This is a genomic window from Nonomuraea sp. NPDC002799, assembly GCF_053592075.1.
In genome coordinates, this window is sequence record NZ_JBSFVA010000056.1 from 35,683 (window position 1) to 49,526 (window position 13,844).

15 protein-coding genes and 1 pseudogene are annotated in these 13,844 nt (G+C 69.3%); 10 read left to right on the plus strand and 6 right to left on the minus strand.

Annotation, left to right across the window (positions count from 1 at the left end):
* Positions 1-9 precede the first annotated feature (9 nt).
* Genes ACWD0F_RS48185 through ACWD0F_RS48215 form a run of 7 tightly spaced genes read left to right on the plus strand, consistent with a single transcriptional unit; the run spans position 10 to position 7,560 of the window.
* Positions 10-1,167 carry a thiolase family protein gene (locus tag ACWD0F_RS48185; RefSeq protein ID WP_449889296.1) on the plus strand — a complete coding sequence of 386 codons (1,158 nt, stop codon included), beginning with the start codon at positions 10-12 and terminating at the stop codon, positions 1,165-1,167.
* A complete protein-coding gene (locus tag ACWD0F_RS48190) occupies positions 1,168-1,584 on the plus strand; it encodes a Zn-ribbon domain-containing OB-fold protein (protein ID WP_449889298.1) in 417 nt (138 codons plus the stop codon).
* Entirely contained in the window at positions 1,581-2,744 is a 1,164-nt protein-coding gene (locus ACWD0F_RS48195) for a CaiB/BaiF CoA transferase family protein (protein WP_449889300.1), read from the plus strand. Before ACWD0F_RS48190 ends, ACWD0F_RS48195 begins: the two co-directional genes overlap by 4 nt.
* Positions 2,741-3,949 (plus strand): CaiB/BaiF CoA transferase family protein, encoded by a 1,209-nt coding sequence (locus ACWD0F_RS48200; protein WP_449889302.1) that lies wholly within the window; start codon positions 2,741-2,743, stop codon positions 3,947-3,949. Before ACWD0F_RS48195 ends, ACWD0F_RS48200 begins: the two co-directional genes overlap by 4 nt.
* A complete protein-coding gene (locus tag ACWD0F_RS48205) occupies positions 3,946-5,289 on the plus strand; it encodes an MmgE/PrpD family protein (protein WP_449889304.1) in 1,344 nt (447 codons plus the stop codon). The genes ACWD0F_RS48200 and ACWD0F_RS48205 overlap by 4 nt, the downstream gene beginning before the upstream one ends.
* Complete coding sequence (locus tag ACWD0F_RS48210; RefSeq protein WP_449889306.1) at positions 5,286-6,503, plus strand: acyl-CoA dehydrogenase family protein; 1,218 nt, start codon at positions 5,286-5,288, stop codon at positions 6,501-6,503. Before ACWD0F_RS48205 ends, ACWD0F_RS48210 begins: the two co-directional genes overlap by 4 nt.
* Before the next feature lie 34 nt (positions 6,504-6,537).
* The gene (locus ACWD0F_RS48215) at positions 6,538-7,560 is read left to right on the plus strand and encodes a TIGR03617 family F420-dependent LLM class oxidoreductase (protein WP_449889308.1); all 1,023 of its coding nucleotides are present in this window, start codon (positions 6,538-6,540) and stop codon (positions 7,558-7,560) included.
* Here ACWD0F_RS48215 and ACWD0F_RS48220 read toward each other — a convergent pair.
* Positions 7,544-8,335 carry an IclR family transcriptional regulator domain-containing protein gene (locus ACWD0F_RS48220; RefSeq protein ID WP_449889310.1) on the minus strand — a complete coding sequence of 264 codons (792 nt, stop codon included), beginning with the start codon at positions 8,333-8,335 and terminating at the stop codon, positions 7,544-7,546. The two genes, ACWD0F_RS48215 and ACWD0F_RS48220, sit on opposite strands and share 17 nt — an antisense overlap.
* A gap of 324 nt (positions 8,336-8,659) precedes the next feature.
* Between ACWD0F_RS48220 and ACWD0F_RS48225 the strand changes: the two genes are divergently transcribed.
* Complete coding sequence (locus ACWD0F_RS48225; RefSeq protein ID WP_449889312.1) at positions 8,660-10,174, plus strand: hypothetical protein; 1,515 nt, start codon at positions 8,660-8,662, stop codon at positions 10,172-10,174.
* Between the two features lie 7 nt (positions 10,175-10,181).
* Positions 10,182-10,373, plus strand: a complete 192-nt coding sequence (locus tag ACWD0F_RS48230; RefSeq protein WP_449889314.1) for a hypothetical protein — start codon at positions 10,182-10,184, stop codon at positions 10,371-10,373.
* A 263-nt stretch (positions 10,374-10,636) separates the two neighbouring features.
* On the opposite strand, the gene ACWD0F_RS48235 is transcribed toward ACWD0F_RS48230, so the two are convergent.
* From ACWD0F_RS48235 to ACWD0F_RS48255, 5 genes and pseudogenes are all read right to left on the minus strand, one after another.
* Positions 10,637-10,822, minus strand: coding sequence for a hypothetical protein (locus ACWD0F_RS48235; protein ID WP_449889316.1), 186 nt, complete (start codon positions 10,820-10,822; stop codon positions 10,637-10,639).
* A 179-nt stretch (positions 10,823-11,001) separates the two neighbouring features.
* Positions 11,002-11,472 (minus strand): hypothetical protein, encoded by a 471-nt coding sequence (locus ACWD0F_RS48240; protein ID WP_449889318.1) that lies wholly within the window; start codon positions 11,470-11,472, stop codon positions 11,002-11,004.
* 7 nt (positions 11,473-11,479) lie between these two features.
* Positions 11,480-12,070, minus strand: a complete 591-nt coding sequence (locus tag ACWD0F_RS48245; RefSeq protein ID WP_449889320.1) for a hypothetical protein — start codon at positions 12,068-12,070, stop codon at positions 11,480-11,482.
* Positions 12,071-12,534: 464 nt separating this feature from the next.
* Complete coding sequence (locus ACWD0F_RS48250) at positions 12,535-13,188, minus strand: integrase core domain-containing protein (RefSeq protein ID WP_449889324.1); 654 nt, start codon at positions 13,186-13,188, stop codon at positions 12,535-12,537.
* Positions 13,189-13,233: 45 nt separating this feature from the next.
* Positions 13,234-13,359 (minus strand): annotated as a pseudogene (locus ACWD0F_RS48255) (hypothetical protein); the annotation flags it as partial.
* Between ACWD0F_RS48255 and ACWD0F_RS48260 the strand changes: the two are divergent.
* A complete protein-coding gene (locus ACWD0F_RS48260) occupies positions 13,345-13,530 on the plus strand; it encodes a hypothetical protein (protein WP_449889328.1) in 186 nt (61 codons plus the stop codon). The pseudogene ACWD0F_RS48255 and the gene ACWD0F_RS48260 overlap by 15 nt on opposite strands.
* Positions 13,531-13,844 lie beyond the last annotated feature (314 nt).

A 13,844-nucleotide genomic window follows, 5' to 3' on the forward strand; every position in this document is an offset into this window, starting at 1 on the left:
GGACGTGTTGTGGGCGATTCGCTCAAGGACAAGGCGGCGATCATCGGGGTGGGCAAGACCGCCCAGGGCAAGCTGCCCGGCAGCACCCAGCTGTCGCTGGCGGTGGACGCGTTCACGGCCGCGCTCGACGACTGTGGCCTCGACAAGGGGGACATCGACGGCCTGCTGACCTTCCCCGGCACCACCGCCCCTGAAGGGCCGCTCAACTACCTGCGGCTGGGCGAGACGCTCGGCATCGACCCCGCCTACACCGGCAGCATGGTCATGGGCGGCGGCACCGCGGGCGCGCTCGTGCAGATGGCGGCGATGGCGGTCAGCACGGGCCTGGCCACGAACGTGGCCTGCGTGTTCGGCGACGCCGCCAAGACCGGCGGATCCCGCTTCGCCAGGGCCTCCGGCTGGGGTGACACGTGGGACATCTGGGGCATGATGGGCGCCGCCGCCAACAGCGCGGTCGCGGCCAGCCGCCACATGGCGCTCTACGGCACGACCAGCGAGCAGCTCGCCGAGGTGGCGGTGGCCTGCCGCAGGCACGCTTCGCTGAACCCCGACGCCGTCATGCGCGAGCCCATCACCATCGCCGACCACCAGGCCTCCCGCTGGATCGTCGAACCGCTGCGGCTGCTCGACTGCTGCCTGATCAGCGACGGCGGCGCGTGCGTCATCGTCACCTCGGCCGAACGGGCCGGGCAGGGCAGGCAGGCACCGGTGTTCATCTCCGGCATGGGGCAGGCGTACACCACTCGGACGCTGGAGCGCGACGACTGGTGGTACGTGCCCCACCAGAAGGAGGCCCTCGACCGGGCCTGGGCGATGGCCGGGATCGGCCCGGCCGACGTGGACGTCGCCCAGCTCTACGACAACTTCACGATCAGCGTGCTGCTGTGGCTGGAACACGCCGGGTTCTGCGGCGTGGGCGAGTCGGGGGCCTTCGTGGAGGGCGGCCGCATCCAGCTCGGCGGAGACCTGCCGGTCAACACCGCGGGGGGCAACCTGTCGGAGTCGTACATGGAGGGCTGGCTGCACATCGTCGAGGGCGTGCGCCAGCTACGCGGCCAGAGCGGGCCACGGCAGGTCGAGGGTGCGGAAGTCTGCCTCGTGACCGGCCGCGGCATGACGCTGAACTGCTCGAACGCGATGATCCTGAGCAAGGATGGGCTGAACTGAATGACTTCCTACGCCAAGCCGCTGCCGGAGCTGACCGAAGAGACCCGTCCCTTCTGGGACGCACTGCGCCAGAGCGGAACCCTGACCCTGCAGAAGTGCGGCCGATGCGCCCACCTCCGGTATCCGATAAGCCGGATCTGTCCCGAATGCCTGTCCAAGGAGTTCGCCTGGGTTCCCCTGTCGGGGAGGGGCGAGGTCATGTCCCGGATCGTGTTCCACCAGGTGTACAACAAGGCGTTCGCCGATGACGTGCCGTACAACGTGGTCCTGGTGCGGCTCGACGAGGGCCCGCGGATGTTCAGCAACGTCGTCGGCGTGCCCAACGACGAGGTCCAGGTCGGGTTGCGGGTGCGGCTGCACTGCGACGCGGTCACCGAAGCCGTCACGATCCCGCGGTTCACGCCGGAGGAGTCGTGACGCCGGGAGCTCTGGACGGGCTGCGCGTGCTGGACCTGTCCGGGCCGATGGGCAACTACTGCGGCAAGCTCTTCGCCGAGCTGGGTGCCGACGTGATCCTCATCGAGCCGCCGGATGGCACCGCGCTCCGCCACGAGCCGCCGTTCGCCGGCGACGAGCCGGGGCCCGAGGCCGGGCTGGCTTTCGCCTACGCCAACACCGGCAAGAGCAGCGTCGTGCTCGACCTCGACAGCGCCGAGGGCGCCGGTGCCCTGCGCCGCCTGGCCGGGACGGCCGATCTCGTCATCGAGACCGACCGCCCGGGGACGGCCGCCGCGCGCGGCCTGGGCTGGAGCGACCTCAGCGCCGGCAATCCTGCCCTGGTGATGACCAGCATCACGCCGTTCGGGCAGAGCGGCCCTTACGCCCACTACGAGGCCGACGACCTGATCCTGCTGGCCCTCGGCGGGCTGCTCGCGCTCGGCGGCTACCCGGACGGCCCGCCGGTGCGTGCGGCCGGGGACCAGGCACTGGTGATGGGCAACCTGTTCGGCGCCGTCGCCTCGATGCTGGCGATCACCTCCGCCGAGCTCACCGGGACCGGGCAGCACGTGGACGTCTCCGTGCAGGAGTGCGTGGTGCTGGCCCTGGAGAACGCGGTGCAGTTCTACGATTTGGAGGGCACCGTGCGGGGCCGGGGCAGTGGGGTCGGGGATCGGGCCGGGGCCGGGGTGTACACGTGCTCGGACGGCGCGGTCTACATCCTGGCCGGTGGGATCGGCGGCAACCGCTTCTGGCCGAATCTCGTCGGCTGGCTCGAAGCCGAGCACGTACCGGAGGCGACGGCGCTGCGCGGCGATCAATGGGGCGAGCGCGAGTACGTCACCGGCGAGGAGGCCAGGCGGACCTTCGACCGCGTGTTCGCGCCCTTCGCCGCGCGGCGGACCAAGGCCCAGCTGTACGCCGAGGCGCAGCGCCGGCGGGTGCCGTTGTGCCCGGTCAGCACCGCGGCCGACATCGAGGCCAACCGGCAGCTCGCGCACCGCGGCTTTCTCGTGGACAACCTCGGTGCCGGGGGCGCGATGCCGGGGGCGCCGTACCTGCTCAGCGAGACGCCCTGGCGTACCAACGGGCGGGCACCGCGGCTGGGCGAGCACACCGACGAGGTGCTGAGCGCATGACCGGTCCTCTCTCCGGCGTCAGGGTCGCCGACTTCTGCTGGGTGGGCGCGGGCTCATTCACCACCAAGCTGCTCGCCGACCACGGCGCGGACGTGATCAAAGTGGAGAGCCGCGCCAAGGTGGACGGCATCCGGCTCAGCCCGCCGTTCGCCGGCGGCCGGGCAGGAGTGGATCGCAGCGGCTATTTCGCCGACCGCAACACCAGCAAGCGCAGCCTCGCGCTCAACCTCAAGACCGAGGAAGGCCGCGAGCTGGCCCGCCGCCTGGTCGCCGAGAGCGACGTCGTGGCCAACAACTTCACGCCCGGCACCATGGATCGCTTCGGGCTGGGCTGGGAGGACGTACGGCGGATCAACCCGGGCGCCGTCTACCTGGCCATGTCGATGCAGGGCGACAGCGGCCCGGAACGCGACCATCTCGGGTACGGGATCACGATCAGTGCCCTGGTCGGCCTGCACCACTTCACCGGCCTGCCCGGCCGCGCCCCTGTCGGGACGGGCACCAACTACCCCGACCACGTGCCCAACCCCTGCCACGCCGCCTTCGCCGTCCTGGCCGCGCTGCGGCACCGCCGGCGCACGGGACAGGGGCAGTACATCGACATCGCCCAGACCGAGCCGACCATCGCCGTGCTCGGGCCGCTGCTGATGGACTGGACCGTCAACGGCCGCGATATCGGTCCTCAGGGCAACGACCACCCGCGCCGCGCCCCGCACGGCGTGTACCGCTGCGCCGGGCAGGACCGGTGGATCGCGATCTCGGTGCTCCGCGACGAGCAGTGGGAACCGCTCGTCCGGGTGCTCGCTCTGGACGTTCCGCCCGAATGGCGGCACGAGGCGGAGCGGCACCGGGCCCGCGACCGGCTGAACGAGCTGATCGGCGCCGCCGTGGCCGCCCGTGACGCCGACGCGCTGGCCAGGGAGCTGCGCGAGGCCGGGGTGCCCGCCGGGGTCGTCCAGAACAGCGCCGACCTGGTGGACCACGATCCCCAGCTCGCCGCCCGCGAGCACTGGCTACGCCTGGACCATCCGGAGATGGGCACCACCCTGTACAACGCGCCGCCGTTCCGGCTCACCGGCGACCCCGTACGGCTCCGCCACCCGGCGCCGCTGCTCGGCCAGCACACCGACGAGGTGTGCCGGGAGGTCCTGGGGCTGGACGACGCGCAGATCGCGGCCTGCCGCGAGGCGGGAGCACTGCGATGACCGTCCCGGCAGCACTGCGCATCGGCCGGTACGCGGCCACGGCGCAGCCGCCCCCCGACAGCGCCGACGCGGTGGCCCGCGCGGTGCTCGACACCGTCGCCGTCGCCGTCGCCGCCGGTCGCGACCCGATCGTCCGCGCACTCACCACCACCGTCACCCCCGGCGAGGTGAGCCTGTGGACGGGCGGCCCCCGCACCAGCCCCGAACAGGCGGCGCTGATCAACGGCACGGCCGGGCACGTGCTCGACTACGACGACGTCACCTCGCCTCTGCGCGGCCACCCCAGCATCGCGCTCATCCCGGGCCTGCTCGCCCTCGCCGAGGCCGAGGACGCCGATGGCGCCGCCGTCGCCACCGCGTACGTCGTCGGCTTCGAGGTGATGCTCAAGCTGGCCAAGGCCATGGCCGCTCCCCACTACGCGGCCGGCTGGCACGCCACCACGACGATCGGCGGCATCGGCGCGACCGTGGCCGCCGCCCGGCTGCTGCGCCTGGAGGCGGGGCAGATCGCGGACGCGATCGGGCTGTTCCTGGGGCAGTGCGGCGGCACCCGGGAGAACTTCGGGACCGCCGCCAAGTCCTTCCAGGTCGGCGCGGCCTGCGCGAACGCCGTGCGCGCCGCGCTCGCCGCCAGAGCCGGCCTCACCGCGGGCCACGGCGCGCTCGACGGTCCCGCCGGGTTCACCCACCTGTACGCCGACGGCGAGGACGCCACCAGGCGCCTGCACGGGCAACTCGACGACCTCGGCTCCCGCGAGCTGCGCACCAGCGGCCTGGACGTCAAGAAGTACCCCATGTGCTACGCCGCCCACCGCGCCCTCGACGTCGTGCTCGACCTGCGTACCGAAGCCGACCTCAACGCCAAGGACGTCGTCCGGGCGGAGGTGCGCACCAGCGGCGCGGCGCTCACCCCGCTGATCCACCATCGGCCGGAGACCGGCCTCGAAGCCAAGTTCAGCATGGAGTACGGCCTGGCCACCGCCCTGCTCGGCGGCCCGCCCCGGCTGACCGACTTCACCGACGAGGCGGTACGCCGCCCCGAAGCGCGGCACCTGCTCGCCCGCGTCCACGCGACGGAGACCCACACCCCGCTGTCGCCGCGCTGGGCCGAGGTGAGCCTCCATCTCACCGACGGCCGGGTGTTGCGCGGCCGGGCGGAGACCCTGCGCGGCAGCGCCGCTGCCCCGCTGACGATGGAGGAGCTCACGGCCAAGGCCGTGGACTGCTTCGAGCACGGCGGCCGCGCCCGGCGCGCCCGCCGCTTCGCCGCCGCGCTGCGCGGCTGGGCGGACCGCCCCGTCCGCGACGTGCTGACCACTATCCAGGAGGAACGACCATGAAAACGGGCAACATCCGGCAGCGGGTACGCGCGTTCGTGAACGACGAACTGCTGCCCCTGGAACCGGACGTCATCACCTGGGAGCTGGACGCCTCCCGCCGCACCGAGCCCTTCGCCGCCGAACCGGGCAAGAGCTACCTGTTCGACCCGATCGGCGACCTGCCGCCCGAGGTGTACGAGCGGTTGCTGGCCGCCGCCCGCGAGCGTGGCCTGTGGGGCATCGACGTGCCCGCGGAGTACGGCGGGCTCGGGCTGAGCAACCTGGACAAGATGGCGGCCGTCGAGGAGATGGCCAAGACGATCGTGCCGTTCGTCCTGCCTCCGGACTCGCCCAATCTGCACTGGTTGTCGGCCGCCTGCGACGCCGGCCAGCGCACGCGGTATCTCGAGCCGTACGCGCGTGGAGAGATCACCTCCGGGGTGGCGATCAGCGAGCCCGGCGCCGGTTCGGACGTGTCCGGCATCGAGACGACCGCGCGGCGCGAGGGCGGCCGGTGGGTGCTGTCGGGCCGCAAGAAGTGGATCGGCAAGGCGGACTGGGCGGACTTCCTGATCGTGGTGGCCGTGACCGACCGGGAGAAGGGCAGCCGGGGCGGCATGACCGCCTTCCTCGTCGATCGCGGCACGCCCGGGGTCGTGGTCGAGCGGCGGCTGCCCACGATCTCCAACTACCGGCCCTGCGAGCTGCGCTTCGACGACGTCGTACTCGGGGACGAGCAGGTGCTGGGCGAGGTGGGCAACGCGTTCGTGCCCATGCAGAACCGCCTGTCGGTGCGCCGCCTGGAGATCGCGGCCCGCTGCGTGGGCGCGACCGAGCGGCTGCTCGGCATGATGATGGCCTACGGCAAGGAGCGCGTCACGTTCGGCGAGCCGCTCGCCTCCCGGCAGACCATCCAGAACTGGATCGCCGAGGCCGGCATCGGCCTGCACGCCGCCCGGCTCGTCAACCGGGACGCCGCCGCGAAGCTGGACGCGGGGGAGCGCGACATCCGGTTCGAGGCGTCCACGGCCAAGGTCATGGGCACCGAGCTGCTGCAGCAGGTGGCCGACCGCTGCCTGCAGGCGCACGGGGGGATGGGGCTGGGCAAGGAGCTGCCGATCGAGTACTACTACCGCCTCGTCCGGGTGTGGCGCATCGTCGAGGGCGCGTCGGAGGTCCACCGGGTCACCATCGCCCGGCACCTGCTCCGGCACGGCATCCCGGCGGAGGCGTGATGAGCGCCCAGCATCGCGATCTGGGGAGGCACCGATGAGGGTCGAGGTCACGCTGCGGGAGGTACCGCTGAACGAGGTGTCCGCGATGGCCGCCCGCCTGGAGGAGGCCGGGGTGGACACCGTCTGCGACGCGGAGGTCACTCGCGACCCGCTGCTCACGCTGATGGCCGCCGCTTCGGTCACCTCCCGCGTGGAGCTGGCGACCGCCGTCACGATCGCGTTCCCGCGCAGCCCCATGGTGCTGGCCGTACAGGCGCGGATGCTCGCCGACCACAGCGGCGGCCGGTTCAGGCTCGGCCTCGGTACGCAGGTGAAGCGGCACATCGAGGATCGGTTCTCGGCGGTGTGGGATTCTCCCGGGCCCCGGATGCGCGACTACGTCTCCGCGTTGCGGGCGATCCACGAGGCGTGGGAGACCGGGGGAGAGCTGCGGCACGAGGGCCCGTTCTACCGGCACACCCTGATGACACCGGAGTTCCGGCCCCGCTCCTCCCATGGCCGCGTTCCCATCGATCTGGCCGCCGTGAACCCCTACAACCTCACCACGGCCGCGTCCCTGTGCGATGGCGTGCGGCTGCATCCGTTCAGCACGCGTGCTTATCTGTCGGACGTCGCCCTTCCGACGCTGGCCCGGCCCGGCAGGGACATCCGGATCACCGGCGGTGGCTTCGTGGCCACCGGGGCCACACCTGAGGAGGTGCGGGCGGCCCGGGAGCACGTCAGGACCAGGGTCGGCTTCTACGGCTCGACCCGCGCCTACCTTCCTGTACTGGCCCACCACGGACTGGAGGAGCTGGGACGGGAACTGCGGGAAACGGTCCGCGCCGGGCGCTGGGACGAGCTGGCGCCGAAGGTCGAAGACGACGTGCTCGACCTGTTCTGCGCCGCCGCGCCGTACGAAGAGCTCGGCCCCGCCGTCGCCGCCCGTTTCGGCGGCCTGGTGGACGCGGTGCAACTGCACGCCCCGCCCGGCGACACGGACTGGGCCGCCTTCGCCAAGGCGGTCGCCGCCGTCCAGTCCTGCGATCCGGAGGGGCGGGTCAGGGGCGGCCGTTGAAGGAGGAGCGGGCGCCGAACAGGATGCTCACGTTACGCGCGCACTCCAGCAGGGGCGGGCTGATCCGCGCCTCCACATCGGCCTGGCTCAGCCGCCCCCCGTGCGCCGACATGTTGATCGCCGCCACCACCTGACCCCCTGCGCCGAACACCGGCGCCGAGACCGACATCAGCCCTTTCTCCAGCTCATGCTCGGTCGTGGCCCACCCCTGCTTGCGCACCTGGGCGAGTTCGGCCCGCAGTTGCCGCTCGTCGGTGGTGGTCGCCTCGGTGACCGCCACCAGATCGGCCGTGGCGAAGTAGCGGTCGAGCGCGTCGGGCTCCAGAAACGCCAGGATGGCCCGTCCCATCGAGGACGCGTGCGCGGGGACCTTGCCGCCCACGAACACCGCCACGGTCACCAGCCGCCGGCTCGTCCTGGCCACGCAGACCACGTCAGTGCCGTCGAGCACCCCCGCCAGCACATTCTCATCGACGGCGTCACTGAGCTGCTCCAGCAGCGGATGCGCCGCGTCCCACGGATGCACTGAGGACAGGTAGCTGTAACCGAGCTCCAGAACGGAGGGGCTCAGCGAGAAATATCGCCCGTCGTGCCGGACGTAGCCCATGCTCTCCAGAGTGAGCAGGAAGCGTCGCGCGGCCGAACGAGGCATGTGCGTGCGCTCGGCGACCTCCGTCAAGGTCATGCGTGGATGCCGGGGAGTGAAGCTGCGGATGATCACCAGCCCGCGTTCGAGGGACTGGACGAACTCGGCCGGCCGTTCCTGCCCGCTCAACGGTCCTCGGCGGAGCTGCGACCATGCCAGGCGATCGGTCGGCGTACATCAACCATGACCTAAGCCTAGCGAAACCGCGCCGCCGGGCCCGCGTCAGTCGGATCAGCCGCGGAGGTGTCCTGCCTTGTCCATGGCGCGCAGTGTCTCGGAGGCGCCGGTTTCGAACGGCCGGGCGCTCTGGGAACGAATCGACGCGGATCACCCGAGTGGATGTTCGGCCAGGCGCCCGCGAGGAACCGGCCGACGTCCGTCACCAGGGTGCCGTCGGCCGGAAGGATCGCATCGAGTCGCCGGGCCGCGACGCGGATGTCGATCGTGCTCTCGGTGCTCGCATCGACGATCGTGCGCATGCCGGCGGCTCGCGTAGGGCGTGCCGCACCGGCGACTCCTCGACCCGCGCCTACCTACGACGCGACCGGCGGGCTCACCAAGCACACCGACGCGCTCGGCAACGCCACCACCTTCGGCTACGACGCGGCCGGCGCGCAGACCCGCGTCACCAACGGGCGTGGCCACTCCACCTACATCACCAACAACAGCCTCGGCCTCACCGAGACGGTGATCGAGCCGTCCACCGCGCAGCACCAGGACCTGAAGGACCGCACCTGGACCGCCGGCTACGACGCGAGCGGCAACCCGACCGTCACCCTGGCCCCCGGCGGGGTGCGCGTCGAGCGCACCTTCGACGAGCTCAACCGGCTCGTGCAGCGCACCGACGGCGCCGGCACCTCCACCTTCACCTGGGACGACGGCGACCGCCTCAGCCAATCGACGGACCCGGTCTCGGGTAAGGCCATCGACTACAGCTACGACCGGGCCAACCGGCTCACCTCCTGGACGGCACCGGACGGCAACAAGACCGACTACGGATGGGACGCCGCGGGCAACCGCGTCAAGGCCGGCGACAAGACCTACACCTATGACGAGCGCGACCGGCTCACCTCGGGTGACGGGCACACCTACACCTACACCGCCCGCGGCACCCTCAAGGAGGACTCGGCCGGCATCGTCCGCATCGCCAAGTTCGACGCCTTCGACCGGCTCATCACCGACGACGCCGTCACCTACGGCTACGACGCCCTCGACCGCATGGAGACCCGCACGCAGAGCGGGCAGACCAGCCGCTTCACCTACGACGGGACCAGCAACAACCTGGTCACCGTCACCGGTGCCAACGGTGCCACGACGGCCACCGTCGGCCGGGACGCGCTCGGCCGCACTCTCGGCATCAGCGAGGGGGTGGGCGCCCAGCTCGCCTTCTCCGGCCTGCGCGGCGACCTGATCGGCACCTTCACCGCGGACGGAACCGCGTTGGCCGACTCGGTGGCCTACGACCCGTGCGGTGAGGTGATCACCCGCAGCGGCGCCCAGCACAGCCTCGGCTACCAGGGCGGCTACACCGACTCCGCCAGCGGCGTGATCGATTACGTGGAATGCCGAAGCTCTTCTAAAGACTGCTCGGTCGTCGACGACTGGTACATGAAGAGCGCGCAGAAGTCCGGTGAAACGGGTTGCGTCGGTGACACCGGCTACAGCGGATCGAATGGCCCGCGGGCGAAGGATGTATACGAGGCGCTGGCTTGGAAGTACGAGTATTATCTCAACAATCTGCTGAAGACGGTCCTGGAGAACACCACCTGGGGCACGGGCGCGTGTGCGATGTTCATCGCGGTAACTCATCTGATAGGACTTGCGTGCGGCATGGTCAGCGTGTTCTCGGGAGCCTTGTCGATCGCCATCGGGGCGGCGTACAAGGGCCATGGAATTGTCGTCACCTACCGTGTCACCAATGGGCACCAGAGCGCCACGATAGGCACCCAGCAGCCCGGCAGGGGGTAGCGCGTCCATGAGAAAGGTGTGGTGGGCCGTTACGGTGGTCGGCTTCGTTCTCATGACCGGCGCGCTGATCTACTCGCGCATGACGCCGCCCGAGGCGGACGGGCTGATCAGCTCGTCGCTGATCCTGGCGGGAGCTGTGATCACGTTCGCCGGGTCGATCGGCCGCTGGCTGAGCGCGCCCGACAAGGACGATCGATGAGGTAACGGCCGGCGTCCACACACCACGCCGGCCGGTCACTCACCAGTCCCCTCGATTGAGCTGACCCCGCACCGCACCCTGTGGGTGCCAGGAACTCGGCGAGCGGATTGACCTGCGGGTTTGCGGCTCGTGTTCTGGCTGGCAGGATCGCGATTCATGGCGTTGTGTCTGCTCTACCTGATCTTCGTCCGGGTCACGGGTTGGCTGGTGCTCCTGGGCCGCTCGCAGAGGTCGAAGGATGTGGAGATCCTTGTCCTGCGTCATCAGTTGGCGGTGTTGCGTCGGCAGGTGGCCAGGCCGCGGCCGACGTGGGCTGATCGAGCGGTGATCAGCGCGTTATCGCAGCTGATGTCCCCAGCTGGGCGCACCTGGTTCTCCTGACGGAGCACCAGCAGTTCAACGTCCTTGGACAGATCAGAGCGGATCAGCACGGTCAGCAGGCCGAACAAGCCCCTCACCAACCGGTGGACAAGCGATAACAACACCTCGAGATGGTCGCAGTCGCCGCCCTGATCACGCAGCAAAACCCCAGCTCACAGCAGGCAACCGTATTTCTGAGCGGGACACCTGTCGGACCATATTGTCGTCGGCAGCCAGAGATCTGAAAGAACCACAACTCTGATTCGTTCTAACGAGTGATGCGTAGGGCCCACTCGACCGAGTCGGGGGCCTGAATCCGTACCGTCAAGGTTTTCCTCTGGCCCAAATCTAGACGGTTCATGATGGGGCTTATCATGTCGTCGAGGCAGGTGAAGGGCATGTTGATGCCTGGCTCCAGAATGATTTCCGCCTTGCCCTGCCCTCGACACCTGAACAGGACCCACAATTCATCCCGGCCGGGCGGGATATCCCCGACCACCATGGACCCTTTCCGGGGGCCCGCCTTGAGGACGGTTTTCGTGCCGGCGTCCATGCCCGGCAGGCGCAGCGGCGCACGTTTGGGCGGCGGTGTGGTCGCGGGGGTTTTGGTCGGAGCGGCCGACGGGGTGGCGTCTCGCTGCTGCGTCACTGGATTGGCCGGAGGTGAGGCTGCGCAGGCCACTGTTATGGAGACGAGGACGTAGGAAACCAGAAGAGACGCTACCCGTCGGCTTGTCATGTTGAGATCACCTTTGCTTGATGTACCAGCCGACGCGCCACGGACTCCACGCGGTCACGTTTCTCGGCCTCTGGCCGCATACCTGGTAGACGCCTTTTGTCTTCTTTTGCCAGACGCCGTACGTGGCGGTGGTCGTCTTGCGCGCCGGGGTGGGGACCGCGATGCTGTTGCCTAAGGAGGCGGTCATGCTGGCAGTCAGGTTGACGCCTGTGGCCACTTCGGCACCTGCGATGAGTCTGTCCACCTTCAGGCTGCCGGAGACGTTCCAAGAGACCGAGACAGTCCCGGAGATGGTGGCGGTGAAGGTCGATGTCGCAGTGCGGGAGGTTCCGTTGTGATTGGACTGCGTTGGGCCGACCGCTTTGTGGCTGTTGCTGTACGTGGAGACCCGGTAAGAGACGTCTCCGCGGCGGCAGGCCGTGGTCAGCGTAGGAGGGGTGGTTTCCGCGCGGAATACCTCCGTCTCGTTTTCGTAGCCGACGACAATGTCAGGGTTGCCTGGAAGGGGCTGTGGATCATCGGCGAAGGCCGGCGTCGCGCCCAGCACCGCGAACGGCGCGATGAGCACGGATGCCGAGAGCGTGCGTTTCAACGACATCGCAGGTAGGCTCCCTTTGCATCGAATGGTGCTCCACGGGCGGGGATCGTTGGTTGCGGCACCCGTCCGTGCAGCTCGTAGATCTTTCCCCGGCTCGCTGTCGGGTATTAGCCGACAGTTACTCATGCTGGCGAATGGCAGGCAACCTCTTGTGTTGTGCCGACTCGCGTGCTAGGGGCACTCGCAGGGCCGTATTTCGGCTACATGCGCAGCTCGGAGGCGCGATTAACGGTCGTTTGCAAATTTATCAATTGCCACTCTTGTGGGGTTATGGACGTACATGTATCGGCTATCTATAACGAAACTGCTCGCTGTTGCCGGAATTAATAGGCACCGTCCCGTTTCTGGTTAGGTGAGCGCAGAGGGCGGCATCGACTAGCTTATCTACAGCGTCGCCGCGCCGCGCGGCACCGACCCCGCCGCCGGCCAGATATTGCTCCTGCCGATAATTCCATCCGTGCAGTTCAAGCCGCATGTGAGTATTCGTGGAGGACGCCGCCGAGTCGGTCTCGTCGGCGTATGTTCAGGTCGATGATTCGTTCGGGGTCCGTGATTGGGTCCGGAACGGGACGCAGCGGGGCGGCTTGGGTCAGGGCTTGATGGGCTCGGTGCCGGTTGTAGAACAGTTCGTGCTCGCGTAGAGCGTGCCGCAGATGGCGTTCGTTCCAGAGCAGGCAGCGGTCCAGGAGTTCGTGGCGGCAGGACTGCACCCATCGCTCCATGATCGAGTTCATCCGTGGCATCCGGATACCGGTGAGCACCGTCTTGATGCCGGCCTCGGCCAGGATCTCATCCATGAGGGCCGGGAACTTCCCATCCCTGTCTCGGAGCAGAAAGCGCGCCCGGCTGCCCGCATCGTCCAGATCCATCACGAGATTCTTCATCGCCTGGATCACCCAGTTCCCGCTCGGATGCGCGGTGGTGCCGAGCACGCGGACGCGCCGAGTGGCGTGCTCGATGACAGCCAGGATGTACTGGCGCTGGCCGCTGAGCGTGACGGCCTCGATGAAGTCGCAGGCCAGCAGCGCGTCGGCTTGCGAGCGCAGGAAGTCGGCCCAGATGGTGGAAGCCCGTTCGGGTGCCGGGTCGAGGCCTGCCTGTTTGAGGATCTCCCACACGGTGGACGGTGCGACCTTGATGCCGAGCGTGGTGAGCTCTCCGTGGATCCGTCGGTAGCCCCAGCTCGGGTTCTCCCGGACCAGGCGCAGAATGAGGGCGCGGATGGAGGGGACCGTGGGTGGGCGCCCGGGCCGCTTGGGCCGACAGGTATGGGCGTGACGACGTCTCATCAGGTCGCGGTGCCAGCGCAGGACGGTGTCCGGCTGGACGAGGAGCCGCAGCCGGCGCAGAACCTCACGCGGCAGTGCGGTCAGGAGCGCGGCGAGAAGGGCCCGGTCCTCGGGCGCGAATCGCACTCTGGTGTCAACGCCGAGTTGGCGTTCAAGGACGGCGATCTGTGACGCAGAACGAGAATCTCCACGTCCTTGTCCCGATCACTCATGGGCAGCAACCGCAGTGCGGCGAAGGCGTTCGTGACAGTCAGGTAGGCCAAGCGAAGCAGCACAGCGGATCATCCTGCCGTACCCGCTTCCGTCTCCCGGGTGACCGGAGGTCGCGTACGCCAAGGCGAAGCCCTCGCAGAGCCATGACCTGGGCGGATGTAGTTATCGGCAGGCGCAGAGTTCGGCCGCTTCCTGACCGGCCTGCATATCCGCCGCTCGGTCGGCCGCACCGGGGTCTGCTGGGACAACGCGATGGCCGAGTCGTTCTTCAG